Source organism: Fibrella aquatica (genome assembly GCF_041321135.1).
Taxonomy (GTDB): Bacteria; Bacteroidota; Bacteroidia; order Cytophagales; family Spirosomataceae; genus Fibrella; species Fibrella aquatica.
On record NZ_JBGGWF010000002.1, the window covers coordinates 880,737 to 903,025 of the forward strand.

Below are 22,289 nucleotides of genomic sequence, written 5' to 3' on the forward strand. Positions count from 1 at the left end.
CGCGACAACATCGCACTTTCATAAGTCATCAAATACCTGTTTTATTAGGGCAACTTGTTGCTACTGAATATCCCCACTTTTGTGCGAGAGAAACCGTCTCAAATTGCTATTTCAACAACCAATTGCAACGGCGGACCCTGTCTCATTTACAGTCCCTGACTGCGTTAATAATACGCATATTTGCTGTTTAGCTACTCGCATTCTGATTGCCAGCTGATTGCGACAGCGGATCATGACTTTTGTATTAGGCGGCAAATGCACGCCAATTGTACTATCCCCGAACTGTATATCCCTAACCAGGCGCATCGAATGCAGGGTTAGTTGGTTAAGAAATGGTGGGTATCGAAACATGGTCAGAAGGCTAAAGTGCAATTGATGGAGTCAATGGTTTCAGTGTAAAATGAATGTAAATATGTCAAGTAAAATCAGGGCAATACCCATCCTGGTATAGTGCAATTTTGGGTCGTTTATCATCCCAAACAAGGTGCATGTTCCACCGCTGTAGAGGTAACCTAGCAGCTAGCGTCGAAAGTCAATTACCCTATGTAGCGATATTCATTGACTGACCGCAAGACGTTGGCTTAGCAGATGGCTAGCTAAGCTAATCGCTTAGTCCTAAGAACAGTAGTACCGGCACGAACAGATGGGTCTGTAAACTAGGCAGTTTATCAGACGGCTGACTGGTCTGTCTGTCGTCAATCGTTCATTTATCTAATTAGTTAGCAAGGAGATTGCGATAGCTACCGCCTGGCAAGGCTAGGCTGACTTGGATTGCGTGGAAACCAGAGTCCTTTTAACTACAACTTGGCGACTTTTGGCTACATCCGTTTTTGCAAGCCGGCTGACCTTTGCATCAACAAAAAACGGAAACCATGCAGTTAACCAATAATACTATTTTAGTCACTGGCGGAACCGGAGGCTTCGGCGTTGAGTTCGCATCGAAATTAATGAGGATGGGTAACACCGTCATTATCACCGGCCGAAATGCACAAAGACTCGAGGCGGTTAAACGATCCCTTCCCGGGGTGCATATTCTGCAAAGCGACGTGAGTGTAGCCGAGGATATCATCAGGCTGTCTGAAAAAGTGATCCGCGATTTTCCCGACCTAAACATCCTCATCAATAACGCGGGCGAAATGCGGAAAATCAGTCTACACCATCACCACGAGTTGACCGACCTTACCCGCGAATTAGAGATCAACCTGATGGGCCCCATTCGGATGGTGCAACAGTTCCTGCCTCATCTCAAGACAAAAACCAACGCGGCCATTCTTAACGTGACCTCGGGCATTGCCCTGATGGCCTTCCCCATCTCACCAATTTATAGTGCCAGTAAGTCAGGGTTGCGTGCTTACACCCAGGCCCTGCGGGTGCAGCTCAAACACACTGATATCAAGGTATTCGAGTTGGTGGCTCCAGGCTCGTCGACACCCCTCAACGATAAATTTCAACAGGAAGACGGCTTTAGTACCAACGCATTGATGGCTCCAGGAAAAATTGTCGATGCAGCTATTGAAGGCATGCAACGGAATCAGGACGAAATTTACCCGGGTCTGGCCAAATTAATGCGCGTGATGAGCCGGGTAGCGCCCGGATTTATGCTTTCGCAGGCAGGCAAGATGGGTGCCTCATTTATATACGGATAGCGATAACACGGCCGCTAAACACTATTCCCCTAAATGGGTAAAGTTTTGACAATCAAAAGGATTGAGTAAGACTTAAACACAGGAAGCTATGAAACTCATTAGTATCTTACTCGTTTTACTGTCATCGTTTCTGAGCCTCAAACACGGTTGGGATGCCTTCCAGCCAGGTAATGCGGAACAGGCAAAAATGATGGCAGGCCTGGGCATTACCCAGACGGTAAAACCGTTCTTTGGGGTGTTTTCAATCCTCATTGGGTTACTGATTTTGTTTCCCCAGACATTTTTCATCGGAAACCTGCTCAATGCCATCACCATCGTATTGATCATGGCCTTGTCATTAAGAACAGGCATCATCAGTACGGCACTACTGGAAATTCCGTTTCTGGCCTTGCCGCTACTCCTGATTTGGTTAACGTATCCATTCAAGCCTTAAACGTATGGTCATGGACAGTAACAAACCACTACGAATCAGATCAATTGCGGACATACACCGGTTGCTGAATTTGCCCAAACCCCAGCACCCACTCATTGGTATTGTTGAGCTGAAAGGCCTGGCCACCAACCCTGCTACTTTTTCGATTACTTCCGTTCTTTCGGACTTTTATGTGGTGTCTCTGAAACGGGGGTGCGACAAGTTAATGTATGGTCAGCAGAAATATGATTTCGATGAAGGGCTCATGGCCTTTATAGCACCAGGGCAACTGTTGCGTGGCGATGCTAACGGTGTACCTCACCAACTGGAGGGTTGGATGCTGTTTATTCATCCCGACTTTTTATGGAACACATCGCTGGCCAGGAAAATCAAGCAGTATGACTACTTTGGGTATTCGGCCAATGAGGCCCTGTTTCTTTCCGACAAAGAAGAAACGCTGATCAACGGTATCCTGGATACCATCCGGCAGGAGTATCACACCACCATCGATAAGTTTAGTCAGGACGTGATGATTGCCCAATTGGAGGTCTTGTTCACCTATGCCCAGCGCTTCTATGAACGTCAGTTCATCACCCGCAAGATCACCAACAGCCAGCTACTCGACCGGCTGGAAGCTGTACTGACCAGCTACTTGACAAATGAGGCGTTGTTGTCCCAAGGCTTGCCCACTGTGCACGACATCGCCGACGCACTGAACCTATCCACCAAATACTTAAGCAGTCTGCTGAAACAACTCACCGGCCAAACCACGCAGCAACTCATTCATGAAAAATTGATCGGTCTGGCGAAAGAAAAACTATCTACGACCGAACTGTCTGTGGGCGAAATTGCCTATGCGTTGGGCTTTGAGCACTCCCAATCGTTTAGTAAACTCTTTAAATCGAAGACGGCTATGTCCCCATTGGAATTCAGACGGTCGTTTAATTAAATAGAGCCCGCTAAGCCAGGGTAGTTCATTTTCATAAATCACTCGTTATACCAGCGGGTATAACGGTAGCATGTCGTTATACTCTCCTAACGAGACAAACGAGTTATCTACCTGCTTTTATACTGCCGTTGGACTGAGAAGAATCGAGTAAGAGAATACTCATGCCTTCAACAGTCACTCGTTTCTTAAAACTCCTTAACGGCTCACAACCGCCCGCCCCCTAGCCGCATCTAAATAATAAAACCGCTGGCATGAACCAACTCCTTACTCTTTATCTTCTTCTTGATGCCCTTCGCTTCGGTGCATTGCTCCCAGCAAGTTTGCCTGGCCAAGCTGATCAAACCGATTATATAGCCTATCATCAAACTATTGCCAGGGCGCAACAGCTTATTGCTCGTAAGCACTATCAAGAGGCATTCGCATTATATAAGCAGGTGTTTGATGGCTACGAGTTCGTCTTTTCAAGGGACTACAAAGTGGCTACGCAGTTGGCCCTACAAGTGGACCAAAAACAGCAGGCGTTTACCTATCTTAAGAAAGCAATCGCTACGGGTTGGACCCTGAGCGACATCAAGAAAAATGCCTTGATCACTACGCTACAACGCGACCCGCAGTGGCGAGTAGTTGAACAACAATATGACTCGCTCAGAGCGCTCTACCAAAACGGGGGAAATCAGGACGTTCGGGCTCGGGTTGAGAAACTGTTTAAAAAGGATCAGCGAAAGGCCCTGTTGGCGCTGTTTCGCATAGGGGCTACCCAAGAGCGGTACGCCGAAAAACGATTTGCTCCCCACAGTGAGCAGCAGATGGCTCAACTCCTGCCGATTATTAATCAGTACGGCTACCCCGGTGAGCGCCTGATCCATAATGGTTATTGGGCTGCCGTCATGCTGAGTCATCACAACTCCATCAGCCAAGCCTACGCCTTAAAAGACACGGTGTACCCCCATGTAAGACCCAAGCTTATGAAGGCTTTGAAATCCGGGCAACTGTCACCCTACGAATTTGCGATGATTGATGACTGGTACATGGCCGTGAAGACTAACGGTCAAGAGACGCACTTCGGCTACCTGAGTAGCTCCTTGACTGCTCAAGCAAAGGTTAAAGTCGATCAATGCCGGGAAGCCCTGGGCCTGAGTAGTGTAGAAACGATCCGTTTGTTAGCGGATCTGCAACAACAGACAGGTTTCAACTGTTATTTACCTTCTAACCTGGCCAAGAAAATAGCGACCGCTGAGTAGGCTGGGCAGTGGTACAGCGTCAGCAAGGGCAGTAAACTTTAGGCTCTTTTAAATTCCGTTCGCTTATCCTCTGTGAAAAAGCATTCTCAAAATAAGGCTCATAAGTGAGACAAAGGAAATGTCTTATCAAGGATTACTAACCCGCTAAAAACTAAATAACTCGTTGTTGGACGTGAGCTTATCTGTCACCTTCAACAACGAGTTATGATCTTTTGTACCTGACTGGCAAAAGCAGGTATGACCGCTCTTTAATTAAAGAAAGTAGCAAGGTCAGCAAGTGGGAGTCTAACTTTTTTCAACGTAGCGAAGTGGTCATTATCCTGATCACGGTAGCCAATCGCAAGCGCAACGACCGACCTTAGACCTTTCTCTGGTAATCCTAACAAGGCGTCAAATTTGGTTGCATCAAAGCCTTCCATAGGCGTTGAATCTATTTTCAATTCAGCGGCAGCGATCAAGGCTGTTCCTAAAGCGATATAGGCTTGTCTAGCCGCCCATGCCGAATTTTCCTCATCAGATCTCGACAGAAGTCCCCCTATCAATGCCGCCTTGAAATCAGTTAATGCCTCTACAGGAATGCCTCGTTCACTCGCGATATGAGCAATGTAGGCCCTAATGTGATCGGCTGTTACTTTATCAAAAGCCGCAAATACCAATAGATGCGACGACTCCGAGATCTGAGCATTGAACGAACCCTCGGCCAGTTCTTTTCGAAGTGCATCATTTTCTATGACAATGATGCGATATGGCTGAAGACCAGTAGACGAAGCCGAAAGATTGGTGGCTTGAAGAATTTTGGCAAGATCGTCTGCCGAAACTTTTTGCTCGCTGAATTTTTTGGTGGCATAACGCCATTCCAGATTTTCTATAACATTCATTTTTTCTGTCAGTTGTTTGGGCAAAATTCGGTAATGTCAGTTTACTTTTGTCACTAACTGGCAAAAAGTAATAGTGACAAAAAGGTAACTATGTTAAAAATAACCCCAACTCCAACGCACGATTGTAAGAAAGCGATCATGAGTATTCATGATGCGATGTATGTCTTGGGCGGTAAATGGAAGATCCGTATCATTGCCGGTCTGCTCTATGGTCCTAAGCGCTATTCGGACCTCCTGCGGGATGTGTGCGGGATATCTGGGAAGGTCCTCAGCAGGGAATTGAAGGAGATGGAAATGAACCGATTGGTAAAAAGGTCGGTCAAGAGTGACAAGCCGATCACGGTGATCTATGAGTTGACTGACTATGGCTATTCGACTCAAGCGATCATTAGCGTACTCGCTGATTGGGGAGAACGGCACCGGGAGATCATTCTGCAAGAGCCTTTGGAACTTTCAGACGATGAGGTATCTATAGTGCCATAGAAGCTTGGCTTGACTGATGATGATAAAAGATCGTCGGTCGATTGCTCGGACGAACAGACCGTCGATCTGAAGATTGTCTTGTACTGGAAAAGGTTGACGGTTTATATGTGTTAAACTGCAATCATGCAAGACCACATTCGTGATTCGCTCAATCGCTTTGAGTACAGTCCGTATGAACGCATTATAGGTTAACTAGTCATTGAAAAGAACGAATAGATAAACACGCCTATTCTGTTTAATGGTGGCTTGAAAAGTCTATCTAAGCCGCTTCGATAAATCTGCCTAACGGATATAGCGTAGAGCTAAGCAGATCGCTATGGTTTCTAATAGAGACGTTAGTAGTCTACTATATCGGATAACTTAGGTTCCGGATAAGAGCCAACAGACCGAATCCAATCACCTTTTACGTTAGTCCGTTCGGATAATTGACCTCCACAACAAACAAAACTTGACCTTTACAACAAACCTCACCCACTGGTTTACTTATCAATTTTGCCTCTGTATTCAAAACAGGAAAGAATGACTAATCAAACCGTATTAGTAACAGGGGGCACTGGTTTTGTGGGGATTCACACCATTTCGATGTTGCTCCAACAAGGCTACACCGTCAAAACGACAGTGCGTTCGTTGGCTAAAAAAGAAGCTATCGTTCATGCTCTGAACGAATCTGGACTTATCGATCTGCAAAAATTGTCTTATGTGGAAGCTGACCTGACCGCCGATGGGGGCTGGGAAGAAGCGGCCCAGGGATGCACCTATGTATTGCACGTAGCCTCCCCCTTTCCATTAGTACAGCCTGCAGACGAAAACGAACTCATCATACCGGCTCGTGAGGGTTCGTTGAGGGTCTTGAGAGCTGCCCGGAAAGCGGGCGTAAAACGTGTGGTGATGACCTCTTCATTTGCTGCGATTGGCTACAGTATCGACCCCAACGAGCATACATTTACAGAGGACGACTGGACTGATGAAAATGCCCCAGTTCAGCCCTATATCAAATCTAAAACGATCGCTGAAAAAGCGGCCTGGGATTTTATTAGGCATCAAGGCGAGGGTTTGGAGCTAACGGTCATCAATCCGGCAGGTATTTTTGGGCCCATTATTGGTGGGATATATCCGGCCTCGTATGAGGGAGTTATCAAAGCGCTTATTGAAGGAACAGTTACCGATAGCCCCCAATTCACCTTTGGAGTGGTTGATGTGCGTGATGTAGCCGACATTCATATAAAAGCGATGGTACTACCCGAAGCCAAAGGCCAACGCTTTTTGGCGACTTCAGATGGCGTGGTTAGCTTTTATGACGTAGCCCAGCTTATCAAGGAAGAACGCCCTCAAAAAGCTGGAATGATAGCCGATCTGACACCTATTGCTCCGACCTATTACATTAACATGTCGCATCGAAAAGCAAAAGACCTGTTAGATTGGCACCCACGTAGCAAAGAAGAGGCTATTTTAGCCAGCCTGGACAGTGCGATCACGGCGTAAATTTGTGCGCGACCTTCAGCCTTCAAAAATTGACGACCAACCAAATTCATTCCTGTCATATAGGGCCGGACATTTCACCCGAACAGTTTATTTCAGACCATTACTTTATGGTTCTGTTGAAGGGATCGATGAAGGCGTATGACGGACGAAAGCGCTATGATATGCAGTCAGGTGATTGCTTCATTGCCCGGAAGAATCATCTGATTCGCTACACCAAGTTCAAGGAAGATGACCAGTTTGTCAAGATCATCATCACCTTGGATGAGCCCTTCTTAAGACGCTTTACCGAGCGGCATGTTTACCCGGTAGGCCCCTCGATCTACGGTGATTCATTCCTGTTTGTCAACGAGAATCCGTTCATCAGGCAGTATAGTCAATCGCTGGAACCCTACTATTCCAGCGATTCAGAACTGGATGAGACCTTTGCCGATCTTAAGCGGGAAGAGTTACTGCTGTTATTGTTGAGGGCACAACCTGAGTTAGCGGCTATCTTTTTCAATTTTAGTAGTCCCCACAAAATTGATCTGGAAGAATACATGCAGCAAAATTTTCGGTTCAACGTTAGTCTGGACCGCTTTGCGTTCCTGACCGGACGAAGCGTTTCATCATTCAAACGGGATTTTAAAAAAACCTTTGGCATGCCGCCTGGAAGTTGGCTGATGAAGAGACGATTGGACGAAGCGTATTTTCAACTCAGCCGGCAACACCAGAAGCCAAGCACTGTCTATCTGGAAGTGGGCTTTGAAGACTTGTCCCATTTCTCATTTGTATTCAAGAAAACCTTCGGGAAGACGCCATCGGAAGTGGCTACAAGCGGGGCCTAAAGCACCGGACGGGTCTTGTGCGCACTACAATAACCCGTTCGTTGACAAGGCGATTTACCGACAGCGATGTCTAGTTAATATGGCTGTCAACAAACGTGGTGCGTGTGGCATAATGTCAACGAGTTTCGGTAAATTTTCCATCCACCCCTAAGCAGGCTTAGGGGTGGATGAGCTGTTGGCTGACGGGGTCGTAGCGCTGGTGTGGCGTAACAGCACGGAAGGGTTTACACCATACTCTTTTTTGAACGCTATGGAAAAGTGAGAAAGATTTTCAAAGCCGGTTTCTAAATACACGTCGGATGGTTTTCTCTTTTTTTGTGCAATCAGGAAGTAGGCCATTTCCAGTTTTCGTTTTTGTAACCATCGTTCAGGTGTTGATCGAAAGATGACGGCAAAGTCCCGTTTAAAGGCCGAAAGACTCCGGCCTGTCAGTTTCGCAAATTGGGCAAGGGGTACGTTATACGAAAAATGTCGATTCATGTATGCTTCCAGATCCAGTTTATGCGGTTCGCTGAAATCGAACAAAAAGTTTTTCAGCGAAGTGTTGCGCAACAATAACGCAATGGCCTCCATTGTTTTTATCTGCGCGAGAGCCGGGGTCAGTTTTTCAGGCTGCGCGAAATACGGCATCAGCGAATCGAAGTAGCCCTTCATAAACGGATCGACGTCCATGATCACAGTCGATTCACCGATGTAGGTACGGTCTGCTACCACGTCATAGTCGGTGCTGAATTGCTGTAGCGTTTTTTGATCTAAACAAATACTGATGGAAGAAAACGTGTGGGTATCGTCCACCTTCTTCATCGCTTTAACCAGCTGATTTTTTTTGATCAAACCTAGTGTTCCTGCCGGATGTGAAACAATACCCTGCTGCGAAAACAGCTCTGAGCTTCCTGAAACAATCAGTACCAGCCAATGCTCGGACACAAAAGGATCATGGCCGAATTCATCTTTTGTACAGGCATACAACACGATATGTTGCTGAGGTTGCTTTGGCATACCCGATGGGGGATCATCCTTTTGTTTGACTTAAAACTACCTTTTGGAACAACGTATCCGACAAAATTTTTCGTAGGAAAAGGATCGGTTTAGCGCCATAGCCGCCGACATAGCGCATTTTAGGGCGTTTGGCTTCAATGCCTTCTTTGATCAATTTCGCAATAACGATTGGTTCCGGGAGGGCCAGGTTCGTGGTCGCTTTCTGCGTAGAGGCCACCATGTCTTTATAAGCAGTATGGCCTGAGACCGCTGTCATTTTTTCATTGGAAATGTCGGCCCACTCTGATTTTATTCCACCCGGTTCAATGACAATGACGTCAATGCCGAACTGTTTAACTTCCATTCGCAGGCTGTCACTTAATGCCTCCAGCGCAAACTTACTGGCATGATACCAACCGGCCAGCGGAAAGGCAACTTTGCCACCTATGGACGAAATATTCACAATTTTACCCCATTTATTTGCCCGCATTTTTGGTAGTACTAATTGAGTCAACCGCATGGCGCCAAACAAATTAACGTCTAACTGATACCGGGCATCATCGATGGATAAATCTTCTACCGCACCACTCGAACCGAAACCGGCATTGTTAACCAGGATATCAATTGTTCCTGTTTCGTTGATGATTTGTTGCACACAATTGACAATGCTTTCCTCATTAGTTACGTCCAATGCAATTGGCTTGATGCCGTAACGGCTGAGATCGTCCATTTTCTCGGTTCTGCGCGCAGCCCCGTAAACCTTGTACCCATTCTGGGCTAGTAGAATAGCCGTTGCTTTCCCAATTCCTGCCGAAGCGCCTGTCACTAAAACTGTCTTTGCCATAGTTGTTAATTTTTATATGGCAAAATTAGATTACGTCCCTCCGGACGGCTTTTCTGAAAAGTCCAAATTAGTTTGCTGAGCAGTCCAGTGTACGTCTGTTAGGCTGACTTAGGAGGGACCCTCTTTTAATTAGGGAGCTGCCCCCATTCATAAGCACTCTTCTAGAAGCCCTTAGTGTTGGACCTTTAGCTGCTAGGATGGTTTTGCCTTCTCTTGACATTTGTTTTTGAACTTTGGAAAGTAGAGTACGGAAACAGTCAGCCTACTGCTAAGCATACGGTTTCATTCCAATCTCTTGAAGACCTCTTTTGCGAGACGAATGGGAATTGCCGATCGATAAACGGGTCGTTTAGCTTCTTTAAATGTAAGGCGATGAATTTCGCTTATTCGAATTCAAAAAAGGAGACAGTTAACGGATTCCCTACTGACATAGGGCTGTCACTGCCCTGCCTTTTCTTTGGGTTGTCAATCAATTGACAACGTCAACTAATAGCAGACCATGGAAAACACAGCGCCGCTCAGCCAAACGATGGAGCAGATCGTCCTCTCACCCCAGCAACTTCTTGCCCATTGGCAGGGACATCGGGGACTCACCCGCCGGTTAATTGAAACCTACCCCGAGGAGCACTTCTTTTCGTACACCCTCGGCGGCATGCGCCCTTGCTCAGCGCTGATTGATGAAGTCCTGCAGATGGCTGACCAAAGCATGCAGGGCGTTGTTTCGGGCGAATGGCCTTCCTTTGGCGAGGAGTCAGAAGCCTTCACCAAAGCAACGACGAAAGAGCAGGTACTGGCCCAGTGGGATAGGGTGACCGAGACAATTAATGCCTATTGGCCGCAAATTCCACCCGCTCGTTTTCAAGAAGTCGACAAGGCTTTCGGCCTCTATGAAGGCCCTATCTACTGGTTTGTTCTCTACCTAATTGATAATGAGATTCATCACCGAGGTCAGGCTTATGTTTACTTACGCACCCTAGGCGTAGAACCGCCTGCTTTTTGGGATCGCCCCCAGGTATAGACCTCGGGTAAGGCTTCAATGGGTAAGCCATTTTAGAAAAGCCTTTGTCGCACTACTGAGTGGCAAAGGCTTTTCTGTATCGTGCTGGCGACGACTATCCATCCTGAGATACCTATTCTTCCGGAATCAGCTATTTTTAGTACATAGCTACCGGTACCGAAGATTCTTTGAGCCAGTTGAGGATTTCAGAAAGTAGAAAATATTTCTGACTACCGAAGGGCTGACAATGGGGTATCTGCCGTTTTTCGCAGAGGCTGTGGACTCGTCCAGAAGGGATACCCACCAGGTCGGCCACTTTCTCCACCGTCAGTATCTTATCCGGCTCACTGACGTAGACGGCCAGACCCTCATTAGTGGGATAGACTTGCAGAAGTTCCCTAGACCCCTTGCTGGCGGGTTCGGTGGTTGTATCACCCATCATACAGAAGATTGTTGAATTGGTAGTGAAAGCAGTAAGGTACGTGCATACTTCCCTCATTTCCCAATCCGGACTGGGGCTTCAACGGGTAACGTAAGAAATGGTGTAATGGGCGTCGCCCCTTTTCCCTAGAAAATAGCCATTGCTGTTAGTGGCCTTACTGGTGATCTCAGTGGGGAAATTCTGAGGGTTCAGCCCGTAGTCGTAGGTGACGTACGTTGAGGCTTTAGCCGTGTTTTTGCTATAGGTGAAGCCAACCGTATTTAGACAACGGGTAGTCTGCGCGATCATGTCGAAATAGAAATACTCATAGACTGATTCACCCTGAAGCAGACTATACAGGCGAAGTTCGGGAACGTTGACAAACGGCGGGATCGCCTCGGCGTAAGAGGCCCCGACCTCTACATCAATGACCTGGGTGGGCGTCACCATCTGGACGCTTTTGAGCTGTCCGGCGGTGGTCAGGCTGTAAGTTTCTTTGGCTTCGCCGCCATTAAACTGGTTGATGATCAAACCCTGAATGGTGTTTGATGGGCCAAAGTCGACATCACATTTAAATTTATCCAGTGAGCCTAACGTATACTGCGAATCAGTCTTGCCCGAAAAATGGGCGGTGTCGGAACGAAACATCGACACCCGGTTACCGCTGTAGGTAAATCGGGTGATCACGTAGGGTGCCAGCGTATCGTAGTCCATATAGTCCCGGTTGAAATAAGGCTGGCCATAAGTGCGAATCGAGGTGAGGCGATCAGCCGCGTCGTAGATGAACTTGACGATTTTGGTAACCCGGTTGCGGCTGAAGCTGGTGGCATCGGTTTCGACGATGCGGACGAGCTTGTTTTTGCTGTTGTAGTCGAGCGTATGGGTTAAGTTGGCATTATAGCGTCCCTGCGGGCCGATCAGAAAATGAATCGCCCTGGGGTATAGTGCAGGCGTTGCCAGGGCGGTGTCGGTTGCTTTTTGGCAGCCTACCAGACAGGCGAGGCTACCGGCAAGAAGCATAGCAAGCAATCGCATAATGAACGTGTGGTGCGGTGGACAGTGTAAATATATGGAGAAAAGGGATACATAGACTTTTCAGGCTTTCTCATCGGGTCAGGCCAGCCCACGTTTGAGCAGGTCGGTCACGTTGTAGTTTGAGCCTTACAATCTAACCATCGTTTCCGGAGAATCGATGGTCATACTCAGCATATGGGGTAAAGCAATAGCGTATGCTACTGATGGCGTTGGACAGTGATTAAAAAATAACTGTCTCACAATTCGCTCTTACTTGAGACAACAGTGGGTATATAGCTGCTTCTAGAAACGGGCATTTAAAGAGACAGCTTGTTTTAATATCTATCCAACTTAATCAGTAGCATACGCGTACTTCAGTGTCATGTACTAATACCTGATCAGTCATGCTTAGTTTGACTAGTCATTCTATATAAAGCAAGCTATTTTACAGCTTATATCACCATCAGTCCTGAATCAGGACTGCTCATAACTAAAGTTACGACTACTCTTATATATGTTTGTTTTGCTACAATATAATACAACTATAACAAAAAGTGTTTAATTTTACGCTACAACTAACGCTTTAATCAATTTTCTCGAAGCTGGTAAGTGCGCCTCTGCTCCGGCGGATTAGCGGTTGCCCCTAAGGATTGTGTGCGGCTGTTTACTACCCTAAAATATATACACTAACCATGACCAGACAAAGAAAACAACTGATCCGCGTCGTTTTTGATGTGATCGATGAGCACAAACAGCAGATTCGATCAAATGAAGATCTTTCAGTAGCAGCAACAGATCCTGATGAAGCTATTGATTGGGTATTTGCAGAAATGCAGCGGCAGTTTAATCGTTCGGACATTCTACTCACTCGAGTGCGTATCTGCGCCTGACTAGATTAAGTTGATTATACTAAAGCCATAGCCACAAAAATGCCACATACGTGGCATCAGCTCGCCTCAAATTGGTAGACTGCTACGTAGCCACCAAGCCACAAACAGTATAAACATTGAAATATTCTCTAATACTCGGACACTGGTCATAATAGCTTTAGTTATTATAACAGCGCAGTTCCAACCATATCGCCATTGTTTAGGTCATTTCAGTAAAGAGACTTTATGACTTTTAAATATATTGGATCGTTGCTGGCCTTATCGCTCATTTGGAGTTGCCAACCCAAGGTATCTGTTGAACCTACAACGGTGGGACCTGAGCCTGAGCCATACCGGATCGTAAGAGATAGCGTCAAAACGGGAGCTTATCTGGATATCACCATTGGTGAAAATGCAGCCACTGCTTATGTTAAGATTCAGACCCTTCATACAACTAAGGATGTTACCTATCTAAACATAGTTGGCAACGTATTTGCCGATCTGTCTTTGTTGAAAGAGCGAATACCCCTCTACCAGTATATTGTTCTTAATCAAAAGTTAGGCAGTGACTCCGGTGTACAGATTACCCTTGAGAGCCAAAGGGTCAAAAGTATCTATCTAAACAGTGGCCAACAGCTAACCCAATGGCCTGAAAAGCAAAAAGCTACCTTATCTGTGCGCGTGGGTGACGCCGTTTCAGGCTTGTATGATAAACTAATCAAAGTGCGCAGTATAGACCGTTATGCTAACAAGTTCGAAAACATCTTATTACTGACCAAAAACCTATCCACCAGGTATGATGAGGCCATGAGTCTATCTCCACAATGGTACTTTGGGTACTCAACCGGCCAAGACCAGATGGATCAGATACAAGTTCATTTTCAGGAGGGTAAAGTCCATAAAATTTATGTTGACCACTATTCCAAATATTAAGCTGATCTCCGTTTTTGGGGTTTCCCGAGAAGATATACCACTGAATATCAATGTATTATATGTCAAGAAGGACAATTAATGTCTTGCTTTGAAAGGTGAGTCGAGACATCTACCATCCTAGTCATTCTATGAAAACGGGCTCACTAAAGAGGGTAAAGACAAAACGGTAGGCAACAAATATCGTCGGCCATAATACACTCATTGCCCGAAGGACAAGACTAATTGACGGGTGTAAAGCTCAGCTTCGGTTTTTGCGCAGCGTTATCAATGAGCTTAATCACAATTTGAAGGATATGGGCTTCAGCTTGAGCATCAATCTTATCGGAGTCATCACTCGGTTTATGGTAGTCAGCATGGCCACCAGTATGAAAGAAGAGGACAGGAATGCGTTTAGCGTAAAACGATGCGTTATCCGATCCGCCATTTCCGGCCCGGTCAGTGAAAAATTTCACGTCCCCACTTACGCCATTAAATATTGCTGGCCAGCTATCGCTGGTACCGTAGCCACCGATACCCACTCCTCGCTTGGGATCATAGCGGCCAATCATATCCATGCATACCATGAAGTTTATATCTGCCAGTGGTAGCGTAGGCTGGGCTGTAAAGTGGCGAGAGCCCTGCAAACCTAATTCCTCAGCAGCGAAAGCGATGAATAGAAAATTATACGGCTCTTTCGTTTTATTTCCGGCGTAGTAACGGGCCAGTTCAAGCAAACCCGCTACGCCTGAGGCATTATCGTCGGCTCCATTATGAATTTTCCCCTCTGACTTTTCGGCCAGCGAACTGCCCTGTCGGCCATCACCTAAATGGTCATAATGTGCGCCTATAATGATAGTATGCGGTGCTTGATTATCCAGAAAACCGATCACGTTAGCCGCTGGGCGAAGGCTATCGGGCACGATGACCCGTTTGACTTTAGCCGTAAATTCCTGATAGAATCCAACCGTACCCATCGGTTCGAGGCCCGCCTTTTTAAATTGTTTGACAATGTATCTGGCCGCTTTGCGATTTTCGGGACTACCAGTACCCCGGCCTTTCATCTTGTCTGAGGCCAGGTAATTGATATGCTGGGTGATACGTTTGGTGGAAGGCGTTTGCCCGCAGAGCGCGCTGGAGAACAGTATTAGGAAAGGGAAGAGACGGTACATGGAGAATATAGTTGATGGGCGGTTTCAAACGTACTAATCAGCCCGGTTAATCAGACAACCAATGGGTGTTACCAGTTTTGTTGCCACTGGTCGACCCTGCAGGCTGGCTACAATGGCGTCTTTTAGGAAAAACTCAGTAGGGGCAGGTCGGTACTTGCCTAGCTTATAAAACTGATTGTCGATCGCACCTTGGTACAATATCTGGTCGTTGGCAGACAGCAGAATTACTTCAGGTGTAGTGGTGGCATGGTAGCGATTTACCAGGTGATGATTAGGATCAAGCCGGGGGGTAAGCCGCAGAGCATAGGTACGCTGGAAAGCCTGTACCTCCTTTTCGGTAACGGTTTGGGTAGGATAGACCGTTTCAAATGTTACCTGCCCGGCGTATGCATTGGCCAGATCTTGTACTCGACGGGTTACTTTTTGACTGATTGGACATTCAGTCTCCAGAAAGACAAGTACCCGCAGCAATGCTCCCGGCGGTTTTGCCGATGTAGCTGGCAACCAAGCACTCAGCAACAATACAAAAAGTAAAGCATAGCGCATAGCGTGGTCGTTAACAGTTAAATAGGCCGGTACATTATCTGACTAAAAGGCGGCAAATAGCTTCTCCATGACGTAGGCATGCGTACCCATCCACTTGGCTGCTCCGTTGAGTTGGGTAATTTCCACCGTCAAATCGTTACGAAAGCCGCTCAGGCAGTATTTATTGATAGCCTGCTCGATGGGATTGGTAATGAAAACTGCCGCCTGAGCCAGTACCCCATCAACAATGATAATTTCCGGGTTGAATAGGTTGATAGCCACAGAGAGGCCTCTTCCCAATTGATATCCCGTTTCATGCAACATATCAATGGCGAAAGCATCGCCCTGATGAGCGGCCTCAATAACGTGGTCGATGGTGATTTGCTTGACGTCGGGCTGATACACTGACAACTGCGACGTGCAACCCTGAGACACCAATCGTTGCACCCGGCGCACCAGGGAGGAGGCCGAAGTCAAGGTATCCAGACAGCCCGTCTTTCCGCAATAGCACAGCTCACCCTCTGGGTCAATTTGAATATGACCCAGTTCGCCCGCAAAGCCCGAGGCACCCTGAAATACTTCGCCGTTGAGGATGAGTCCCAAGCCCACGCCCCAGTCTATATTGATTGATAAAGCATGCTGTTTATCCTTACCTCCGCCAAACCGATGTTCGCCGAGTGCAGTGGCCTTAGTGTCGTTGATAATAAAAACAGGTAAATCTAATTCTTGAGCCAGGTAGGTAGCCAGAGATTGATCGGGTGGATTTAGGTTGGTGTACGTTAGGTTATATCCATGGCGGTTGTCAATCAGCCCCGGTATGGCGAGTCCTAACGCACAGATATCCGACGAATTAACCGCAGATTCGGCTAACGTATCTCCAATAAATTGAACGAGGAATGTCACAAACTGCGCGCGGTCTTCAAGCCGATGATCTACCGTGCGCTGAAATACGATCTCCCGCAGAGGATTGACCAGTACCAAGTTCGTCTCATGCGTGCTGGAATCAACAACGATTACGTAGTGACGGTCAGGACGCAGCCCAAATAGCACAGGCCGCCGGCCACTGTTACCGGTCCCCATTCCAGTCGATTTGATCCAGCCAATGGCTACAAGTTGGTCTACCAGTCCAGTAATTGAAGGAATGCTGGCGTTGGTAACTTCAGCCAGATGAGCCAATGTGCAAACACCTTCCTGATAGAGGTAAGAAAGAACGGCTCTTTGTTTCTGATTTTTCTTGACGTCAATAACAGAGCGTCTTGGTACAATTCCCTCGTCGGTGGTGGTCATTATCAATGCATTCTAATTGTGGGCATACAAAGTTATCAAGCTAGTTCGCTAAGCAACCTACTTAATTAAGTAATTTTTGAGTAGTTTTTAAAAAAATTTAACTAAAAAATGTGAGTTACATAAAAAAGTTAGTATGCTTGTGAACGATTAGTTATTTTTCTATTACATCAATCAAAACAAATCACTCACTCTATGAAGCGATTGTTACCATTGTTCGTATGTCTGTTCGTTAGTTTGGTCGTGAGCGCCCAAACAAGAACAAGCATTTCCGGCACTGTCAACGACGAACAGGGCTCGGGTATTCCCGGCATCTCTTTGCTTGTAAAAGGAACAAATACCGGTACCAGCACCGACGCAACAGGAGCCTTCAGGCTCAACATCACGAACCGGAATGCCACCCTCGTGGTATCAGGCGTAGGCTACATTCGGCAGGAGGTTGCCATAGGGAATGCTACCACGCTTTCTATCACCTTAAAAGAAGACCCTAAAGCTCTCGATGAACTGGTTGTGACGGGATTCGGGATCAAGCAGGAAACTCGTAAGCTCTCTTATGCTACGCAGGAAGTAAAAGGGGTTGACCTGGAGCGGGCCAACTCGGCCAACCTGGTGAACGCCTTACAGGGTAAAGTAGCCGGGGTTCAGATCGATCAGGGATCGGGAGGGCCTATGTCATCTTCGCGCATTCGTATCCGGGGTAACGCCTCGCTTAGTCCCAACACACAGCCGCTTTTCGTGGTAGATGGCGTGCTTATTCGGCCAACAACAACGGGTGCCGACTCGTGGGGGGCTGCTCAGGACTTTGGTAACATTATGAAAAACCTGAACGCTGACAACGTAGAGACGATGACCGTACTGAAAGGATCGTCGGCCAGTGCACTCTACGGCTCGGAAGCGCTTAATGGGGTGGTAGTAATTACAACCAAAAAAGGCCGTCAGCAGAAAGGATTGGGCGTTTCTTACAATCATACGTCCTCATTTGAAAATGCTTTTCGCTTTGTGGATGTGCAAAACCAGTATGGGGCCGGCCTCTCGCCTGTTTTCCCTAAAGCCGCCGATGGGGTAGAGACGGTGGAGGCAACCAATAACAACTGGGTATACTCGTTTGGCCCCAAGCTCGACGGACGTATGGTTCGCGACCTCGACGGACGTATGATTCCATGGGTGGCTAATGATCCGCTGTCTTTCTTCCAGACGGGCAAATTCATCAACCATAACGTAGCCGTTGAAGGTGGTAGCGACCGGGGTTCTTTCCGGGTGTCTTACTCGAACCTCTTCAACAACACAATTATGCCTGGCGGGGCCGAAATGAAGCGAAACAACTTCAACATCCGCGCCACTCAGAAAGTCGGAAAAGTCTTCAACCTCGATGTATCGACCGACTACACGCTCAACGACAACCTGAACCCGATTCGGCAGGGAGGTACGTTCAACCCGGTTTTCCGCTTCGTCTTCGGTCGCCCCCGCACCTTTGATATCGACTATTGGGTAAACAACTACCAGTCGCCATTAGGGGGACGGAAACGGGGCGCCGACGACCCGTACAATATCAGCCCATTCATGTGGGAAACGTTTCAGTTCAAGACAACGCGTAACGAACGGATTTTACGCGGTAACGTCGACATTACGGCCAACATTACGCCCTGGTTGACGGGTTTGGTACGCGCCAACGTGCAAAACGAGCAATACCTCACCGAAAGCAGTAACCTGGGCGATAACGTAGGGTTTGCCGGTGGTTCGTTCTCGACCTTTTCGCAGGTGAATAACCAGTCACGTGTGCAGGGTTTACTAACTGCCAGCCGGGACCTAAGCCCATTGATCCATTTGAACTTTACGCTGGGCGGCGAAACAAACCGTGTTATTGGAGGTCGCGAATATGGCCTGCAAACCAACGGTGGTTTGCGCATTCCGGGTCAGTTTACAATTCCCAACTCGGTGAACACGCCCCTGGCGTCAAACCGACTGACAGCCTCAAAACGGACCGATGCGATCTATGCCTATGGTGATCTGAGCTACAAGGACGTCTTGTTCCTGAACTTCACCAATCGGATTGACTACTCGTCTGCCTTGACTTATGCTGACGGTACGGGCCAACATTCGTATTACTATCCGTCGGTAGGTTTAGCCTGGGATTTCACCCAGTCGCTGCAAAGTCGGCCAAACGCCCTGTCATTCGGTAAACTTCGGGCCAGCTACGGCTTCACCGGTGGTGATACCGATGCGTGGGTTACCAACCAGACCGGTTTCTATTCGGCAGGTGAAATATACACTGGGCTCAACGGTCAGATCCAGCGCTATGGTTTCCGCGATAACACGCTGCCCAACTACAACCTGCGTAACCGCCTGGCGCGGGAATGGGAAGTGGGTGCCGATCTGCGGTTCTTCAACAACCGGCTGGGTGTCGACGTGGCTTACTACAACAAGCTGACCCGCAACGAGATCTTCAACTTACCCGTAGCGCTTGAATCAGGTTTAACGCAACGGCTGGTCAACGCCGGCCGGATTCAGAACCGCGGTGTTGAGCTGTTACTGACGGGTACACCCATCAAATCCGGCAAATTTCAGTGGAACACTTCGTTCAACTTCAGTCGTAACCGCAACAAGATTCTGGAGCTGGCCGACGGCATTGATACCTACGAGCTGAGCCTTGCGTTTGGTAACGACGTGCGCTCAGTAGCTAAAGTAGGCGGCGATTACGGGACCATTACGTCGACCTACGCGTTTGCCCGCGATGCACAGGGACAGAAGCTGATCGGCCCAAACAGTAATGCCACCGGTGGCTACATGACGTACCTGCGCAGCGGGGCCGTTGGTCAGGGCAGTAAAGACCTGGGCACGATGCTGGAAAGCTTTCTGCTGAGCAACATTAACAGCCTGCGGTACGGCAACTTCTCAGCAACCTTCCAGGTCGATTCAAAAATTGGGGGGGTAATGGCCTCTTCGACTCACGCCTACGGTTCGGCCTACGGTAGCTTCACCAACAGCCTGGCCGGTCGCGATGCCGAGTCGGGAGGTATTCGATTCACTGATGCGCAGGGGAATGTCCGCAATGACGGAATCATTCCGGAAGGCGTTCTGAACACGGGTGTTACGGCTACGGTGGATGGAAAGACGATCGATCTGAGTGGCATGACGTATCAGGAAGCCGTCGACAAAGGATACCTCAAACCCATTCCGGCCTTTGCCTACTACGATAACCTGTCGAAATGGGGGTCTGGTATCCGTGAATATTCAGTGTTTGAAAACTCATGGGTAGCCGTGCGTGAAGCATCGGTCAGCTACGACGTACCTGCAACGGTACTCAACAAAGTGAAGGTGCAATCGCTACGGGTAAGTGTAGTGGGTCGTAATCTGGGTTACCTCTACCGCACGGCGAAAGACGGCATCAACCCGCAGGGGCTGCTGAGCAACCGGGCGGGCGAATTTGCAGAATACGGCGGGTTGCCCTTCAGTCGCAATATCGGCGTATCCGTAAATGTTGGCCTTTAATTGTTCGTTTAACGCGGTCCGTGCCCACTGGAACAGACTGCTATTGGCTGGCGCGGCTCCTGTTTATGGTCCCGCTGCCAGTGCAAGAGCAATCAGTAACCAACAGCGACGGACCGCACCAAACAAATATTCCTCTTAACGCTCATGTTAACACCCTATAAAAAATACATTTCCGGTGCGCTGGTCGCGGTAACACTCGTGTTCGCGGGTTGTGAGAAGCAGGCTTTTGTAGAAACCAACATCAATCCGGAAGGATTGACCAGTGTGCCACCTGCCAACCAGTTCCTGAACGCTACACTGAACGTACACAATCGTGACTTCGAAGCGTTTTACGACTTCTATCAGCGCATTATGCCCTGGATGCAGTATTCAACTGGCTTAACGGGAAACAGCCAGAACTTCACCCAGGATTACAGCAACTTCGGTCAGCGTTACAGTTCCCTATACACGGGTGTAGGCAATGCGCTCACTGATGTGGAAAAACTGGTAGAAGCTTTGCCCGCCGAGGAGCAAGCCCGGTATGTGCATATGATTCGGTTTGCCCGAATATTAAAGGCATACTACACGTTTTACGTCAGCGATATCTACGGAAGTCTGCCTTATTCAGAAGCATTTCAGGCTCGCTATGGTGGCACCCTGTTGCCTAAATACGATACGCAGTCGGTTTTATTTGCTCAGCTCGATACCGAGCTGAAAGAAGCCGTTACTACGCTGAAGACAGCGCAACCTGCCGCGCAAGTTGCGCTGGGAGCCAACGACCAGTATTATGCCGGTAACGCACAGCAGTGGGTAAAAGCAGCCAACGCACTACGGCTTAAAATAGCTATGCGACTGGCCAAACGCGAACCAGCCAAGCTAAGAGCCATTGCCACTGAAGTGCTGGCTTCCCCCGCGGCCGATCTGATGAGCAGCAATGCCGATGGATGGGTGTTTGTCACGGCAGCCGCCTTCACCTCGGGCGGAAACTGGAACCCCGACGGGCTACGCGCCTCGAAACCGCTGGTCGATTTCATGTGGGAAACCCAGGACCCGCGTCTCGATGCTTTCTTTACGCCGAACAGCTATTCGCAGGCCAACATCGATTTACTCGTGGCCGCCGGGCAGTTACCAGCCGGTAGCAAAGTATCTCCACGCCGGTATGTGGGGAGCTTCACCAGCCCCGATCAGGCGCAGCAGGCGCAGAACGTGCAGCGGTTCTATACCCTTCGCTTCCTGACTCTGAATAATACCCGTACCTCTGTTGATACCCTGTCGCGGATTCAGCCACGGCTGTTTCAGCCCGCCTTTGCGGCCGACGGCACAGTAGGAACGGGACGTAATTACCTGCCTGTAATTACTTATGCTGATTTCTGCTTCATGCGGGCTGAACTGGCTGCAACTGGCGTTACCACCGAAACAACCAAAACGTGGTATGACGCCGGGGTGTCGGCCGCTCTTGACTGGTACGACATGGTGGCAACGGGATCACAGTTGACCAATTACACGGCTATGACAGCGGCGGAAAAAACCGCCTATCTTGCCCAGCCCAAAGTTGCTTTCAACGCAGCCAAAGCTCTGGATCTGATTGCCAGTCAGGAATATATTCTGTTCCTTAAGCAACCGAGCGAAGGCTGGGCTACCTGGAAACGAACGGGATTCCCCAATGCCACGTCTACGCTAATGTTGCCTCCAATTGTATCAAACGGATCGGTGATGACCATAGCGCGGAGGGCACCACTCGGCATTCCCGCTCCAACCGAGCCGAACTACGCCAACCGGCAGGCGGCTTACGCCGAAATGGCGCAGCAGACCGGCTTTGGCCGTGACCCACAGGATGCCACCGGCCGCGTTTATTGGGATGCCCAGTAACGCAACGGATTGGCTCGGCTGAGT

At 48.3% G+C, this 22,289-nt stretch carries 20 protein-coding genes; 12 read left to right on the forward strand and 8 right to left on the reverse strand.

All coding sequences use genetic code 11. From position 1 onward, the window contains the following. Positions 1–872: 872 nt before the first annotated feature. From ACAW87_RS07615 to ACAW87_RS07630, 4 genes are all read left to right on the forward strand, one after another. Entirely contained in the window at positions 873–1,646 is a 774-nt protein-coding gene (locus ACAW87_RS07615) for an SDR family oxidoreductase (protein WP_370722757.1), read from the forward strand. Positions 1,647–1,734: 88 nt separating this feature from the next. Further along, entirely contained in the window at positions 1,735–2,079 is a 345-nt protein-coding gene (locus ACAW87_RS07620) for a hypothetical protein (protein WP_370722758.1), read from the forward strand. Between the two features lie 10 nt (positions 2,080–2,089). After that, positions 2,090–3,007: a helix-turn-helix domain-containing protein gene (locus tag ACAW87_RS07625; RefSeq protein ID WP_370722759.1), complete on the forward strand. Its 918-nt coding sequence runs from the start codon at positions 2,090–2,092 to the stop codon at positions 3,005–3,007. Positions 3,008–3,258: 251 nt separating this feature from the next. Next, positions 3,259–4,248, forward strand: coding sequence for a hypothetical protein (locus ACAW87_RS07630; protein WP_370722760.1), 990 nt, complete (start codon positions 3,259–3,261; stop codon positions 4,246–4,248). A gap of 248 nt (positions 4,249–4,496) precedes the next feature. On the opposite strand, the gene ACAW87_RS07635 is transcribed toward ACAW87_RS07630, so the two are convergent. Next, positions 4,497–5,150 carry a nitroreductase family protein gene (locus ACAW87_RS07635; protein ID WP_370722761.1) on the reverse strand — a complete coding sequence of 218 codons (654 nt, stop codon included), beginning with the start codon at positions 5,148–5,150 and terminating at the stop codon, positions 4,497–4,499. Positions 5,151–5,216: 66 nt separating this feature from the next. Between ACAW87_RS07635 and ACAW87_RS07640 the strand changes: the two genes are divergently transcribed. The 3 genes from ACAW87_RS07640 (at position 5,217) to ACAW87_RS07650 (ending at position 7,915) form a co-directional block, all read left to right on the forward strand. After that, positions 5,217–5,609 carry a winged helix-turn-helix transcriptional regulator gene (locus ACAW87_RS07640; RefSeq protein ID WP_370722762.1) on the forward strand — a complete coding sequence of 131 codons (393 nt, stop codon included), beginning with the start codon at positions 5,217–5,219 and terminating at the stop codon, positions 5,607–5,609. A gap of 519 nt (positions 5,610–6,128) precedes the next feature. Further along, positions 6,129–7,091 carry an SDR family oxidoreductase gene (locus ACAW87_RS07645; protein ID WP_370722763.1) on the forward strand — a complete coding sequence of 321 codons (963 nt, stop codon included), beginning with the start codon at positions 6,129–6,131 and terminating at the stop codon, positions 7,089–7,091. Between the two features lie 107 nt (positions 7,092–7,198). Continuing rightward, positions 7,199–7,915: a helix-turn-helix domain-containing protein gene (locus ACAW87_RS07650; RefSeq protein WP_370722764.1), complete on the forward strand. Its 717-nt coding sequence runs from the start codon at positions 7,199–7,201 to the stop codon at positions 7,913–7,915. A 147-nt stretch (positions 7,916–8,062) separates the two neighbouring features. On the opposite strand, the gene ACAW87_RS07655 is transcribed toward ACAW87_RS07650, so the two are convergent. Together ACAW87_RS07655 and ACAW87_RS07660 are read right to left on the reverse strand one after the other, a co-directional pair. Beyond that, positions 8,063–8,887, reverse strand: a complete 825-nt coding sequence (locus ACAW87_RS07655; protein WP_370722765.1) for a helix-turn-helix domain-containing protein — start codon at positions 8,885–8,887, stop codon at positions 8,063–8,065. A 40-nt stretch (positions 8,888–8,927) separates the two neighbouring features. Next, the gene (locus tag ACAW87_RS07660; RefSeq protein WP_370722766.1) at positions 8,928–9,737 is read right to left on the reverse strand and encodes an oxidoreductase; all 810 of its coding nucleotides are present in this window, start codon (positions 9,735–9,737) and stop codon (positions 8,928–8,930) included. A gap of 499 nt (positions 9,738–10,236) precedes the next feature. Here ACAW87_RS07660 and ACAW87_RS07665 point away from each other — a divergent pair, with 499 nt between their 5' ends. After that, positions 10,237–10,755, forward strand: a complete 519-nt coding sequence (locus ACAW87_RS07665; protein WP_370722767.1) for a DinB family protein — start codon at positions 10,237–10,239, stop codon at positions 10,753–10,755. A 136-nt stretch (positions 10,756–10,891) separates the two neighbouring features. Here the strand turns inward: ACAW87_RS07665 and ACAW87_RS07670 are convergent, their stop codons facing one another. Together ACAW87_RS07670 and ACAW87_RS07675 are read right to left on the reverse strand one after the other, a co-directional pair. Further along, on the reverse strand, positions 10,892–11,233 hold the full coding sequence (locus ACAW87_RS07670; RefSeq protein ID WP_370722768.1) for a helix-turn-helix domain-containing protein: 342 nt from the start codon (positions 11,231–11,233) through the stop codon (positions 10,892–10,894). Between the two features lie 21 nt (positions 11,234–11,254). Further along, positions 11,255–12,190, reverse strand: a complete 936-nt coding sequence (locus ACAW87_RS07675) for a hypothetical protein (RefSeq protein ID WP_370722769.1) — start codon at positions 12,188–12,190, stop codon at positions 11,255–11,257. A gap of 671 nt (positions 12,191–12,861) precedes the next feature. On the opposite strand from ACAW87_RS07675, the gene ACAW87_RS07680 reads away from it, so the two are divergent. Then, positions 12,862–13,059, forward strand: a complete 198-nt coding sequence (locus tag ACAW87_RS07680) for a hypothetical protein (protein ID WP_370722770.1) — start codon at positions 12,862–12,864, stop codon at positions 13,057–13,059. A 225-nt stretch (positions 13,060–13,284) separates the two neighbouring features. Continuing rightward, a complete protein-coding gene (locus ACAW87_RS07685) occupies positions 13,285–13,971 on the forward strand; it encodes a hypothetical protein (RefSeq protein WP_370722771.1) in 687 nt (228 codons plus the stop codon). 218 nt (positions 13,972–14,189) lie between these two features. On the opposite strand, the gene ACAW87_RS07690 is transcribed toward ACAW87_RS07685, so the two are convergent. From ACAW87_RS07690 to ACAW87_RS07700, 3 genes are read right to left on the reverse strand one after another with little or no spacing between them, the layout of a single operon-like run. Continuing rightward, on the reverse strand, positions 14,190–15,119 hold the full coding sequence (locus tag ACAW87_RS07690) for a M20/M25/M40 family metallo-hydrolase (protein ID WP_370722772.1): 930 nt from the start codon (positions 15,117–15,119) through the stop codon (positions 14,190–14,192). A 33-nt stretch (positions 15,120–15,152) separates the two neighbouring features. After that, positions 15,153–15,665 carry a thioredoxin domain-containing protein gene (locus ACAW87_RS07695; RefSeq protein WP_370722773.1) on the reverse strand — a complete coding sequence of 171 codons (513 nt, stop codon included), beginning with the start codon at positions 15,663–15,665 and terminating at the stop codon, positions 15,153–15,155. A 42-nt stretch (positions 15,666–15,707) separates the two neighbouring features. Next, positions 15,708–16,931 carry an ROK family transcriptional regulator gene (locus tag ACAW87_RS07700; RefSeq protein ID WP_370722774.1) on the reverse strand — a complete coding sequence of 408 codons (1,224 nt, stop codon included), beginning with the start codon at positions 16,929–16,931 and terminating at the stop codon, positions 15,708–15,710. A 192-nt stretch (positions 16,932–17,123) separates the two neighbouring features. On the opposite strand from ACAW87_RS07700, the gene ACAW87_RS07705 reads away from it, so the two are divergent. Together ACAW87_RS07705 and ACAW87_RS07710 are read left to right on the forward strand one after the other, a co-directional pair. After that, entirely contained in the window at positions 17,124–20,417 is a 3,294-nt protein-coding gene (locus ACAW87_RS07705; RefSeq protein ID WP_370722775.1) for a SusC/RagA family TonB-linked outer membrane protein, read from the forward strand. A 144-nt stretch (positions 20,418–20,561) separates the two neighbouring features. Beyond that, the gene (locus ACAW87_RS07710) at positions 20,562–22,265 is read left to right on the forward strand and encodes a SusD/RagB family nutrient-binding outer membrane lipoprotein (RefSeq protein ID WP_370722776.1); all 1,704 of its coding nucleotides are present in this window, start codon (positions 20,562–20,564) and stop codon (positions 22,263–22,265) included. Positions 22,266–22,289: the final 24 nt, after the last annotated feature.

What these genes read in the sequence shown, in the direction of transcription:
- ACAW87_RS07615 (WP_370722757.1), top strand. Translation starts at nt 873, where the DNA reads ATGCAGTTAACCAATAATACTATTTTAGTCACTGGCGGAACCGGAGGC.
- ACAW87_RS07620 (WP_370722758.1), top strand. Translation starts at nt 1,735, where the DNA reads ATGAAACTCATTAGTATCTTACTCGTTTTACTGTCATCGTTTCTGAGC.
- ACAW87_RS07625 (WP_370722759.1), top strand. Translation starts at nt 2,090, where the DNA reads ATGGACAGTAACAAACCACTACGAATCAGATCAATTGCGGACATACAC.
- ACAW87_RS07630 (WP_370722760.1), top strand. Translation starts at nt 3,259, where the DNA reads ATGAACCAACTCCTTACTCTTTATCTTCTTCTTGATGCCCTTCGCTTC.
- ACAW87_RS07640 (WP_370722762.1), top strand. Translation starts at nt 5,217, where the DNA reads ATGTTAAAAATAACCCCAACTCCAACGCACGATTGTAAGAAAGCGATC.
- ACAW87_RS07645 (WP_370722763.1), top strand. Translation starts at nt 6,129, where the DNA reads ATGACTAATCAAACCGTATTAGTAACAGGGGGCACTGGTTTTGTGGGG.
- ACAW87_RS07650 (WP_370722764.1), top strand. Translation starts at nt 7,199, where the DNA reads ATGGTTCTGTTGAAGGGATCGATGAAGGCGTATGACGGACGAAAGCGC.
- ACAW87_RS07660 (WP_370722766.1), bottom strand. Translation starts at nt 9,737, where the DNA reads ATGGCAAAGACAGTTTTAGTGACAGGCGCTTCGGCAGGAATTGGGAAA.
- ACAW87_RS07665 (WP_370722767.1), top strand. Translation starts at nt 10,237, where the DNA reads ATGGAAAACACAGCGCCGCTCAGCCAAACGATGGAGCAGATCGTCCTC.
- ACAW87_RS07670 (WP_370722768.1), bottom strand. Translation starts at nt 11,233, where the DNA reads ATGAGGGAAGTATGCACGTACCTTACTGCTTTCACTACCAATTCAACA.
- ACAW87_RS07675 (WP_370722769.1), bottom strand. Translation starts at nt 12,190, where the DNA reads ATGCGATTGCTTGCTATGCTTCTTGCCGGTAGCCTCGCCTGTCTGGTA.
- ACAW87_RS07680 (WP_370722770.1), top strand. Translation starts at nt 12,862, where the DNA reads ATGACCAGACAAAGAAAACAACTGATCCGCGTCGTTTTTGATGTGATC.
- ACAW87_RS07685 (WP_370722771.1), top strand. Translation starts at nt 13,285, where the DNA reads ATGACTTTTAAATATATTGGATCGTTGCTGGCCTTATCGCTCATTTGG.
- ACAW87_RS07690 (WP_370722772.1), bottom strand. Translation starts at nt 15,119, where the DNA reads ATGTACCGTCTCTTCCCTTTCCTAATACTGTTCTCCAGCGCGCTCTGC.
- ACAW87_RS07695 (WP_370722773.1), bottom strand. Translation starts at nt 15,665, where the DNA reads ATGCGCTATGCTTTACTTTTTGTATTGTTGCTGAGTGCTTGGTTGCCA.
- ACAW87_RS07700 (WP_370722774.1), bottom strand. Translation starts at nt 16,931, where the DNA reads ATGACCACCACCGACGAGGGAATTGTACCAAGACGCTCTGTTATTGAC.
- ACAW87_RS07705 (WP_370722775.1), top strand. Translation starts at nt 17,124, where the DNA reads ATGAAGCGATTGTTACCATTGTTCGTATGTCTGTTCGTTAGTTTGGTC.
- ACAW87_RS07710 (WP_370722776.1), top strand. Translation starts at nt 20,562, where the DNA reads ATGTTAACACCCTATAAAAAATACATTTCCGGTGCGCTGGTCGCGGTA.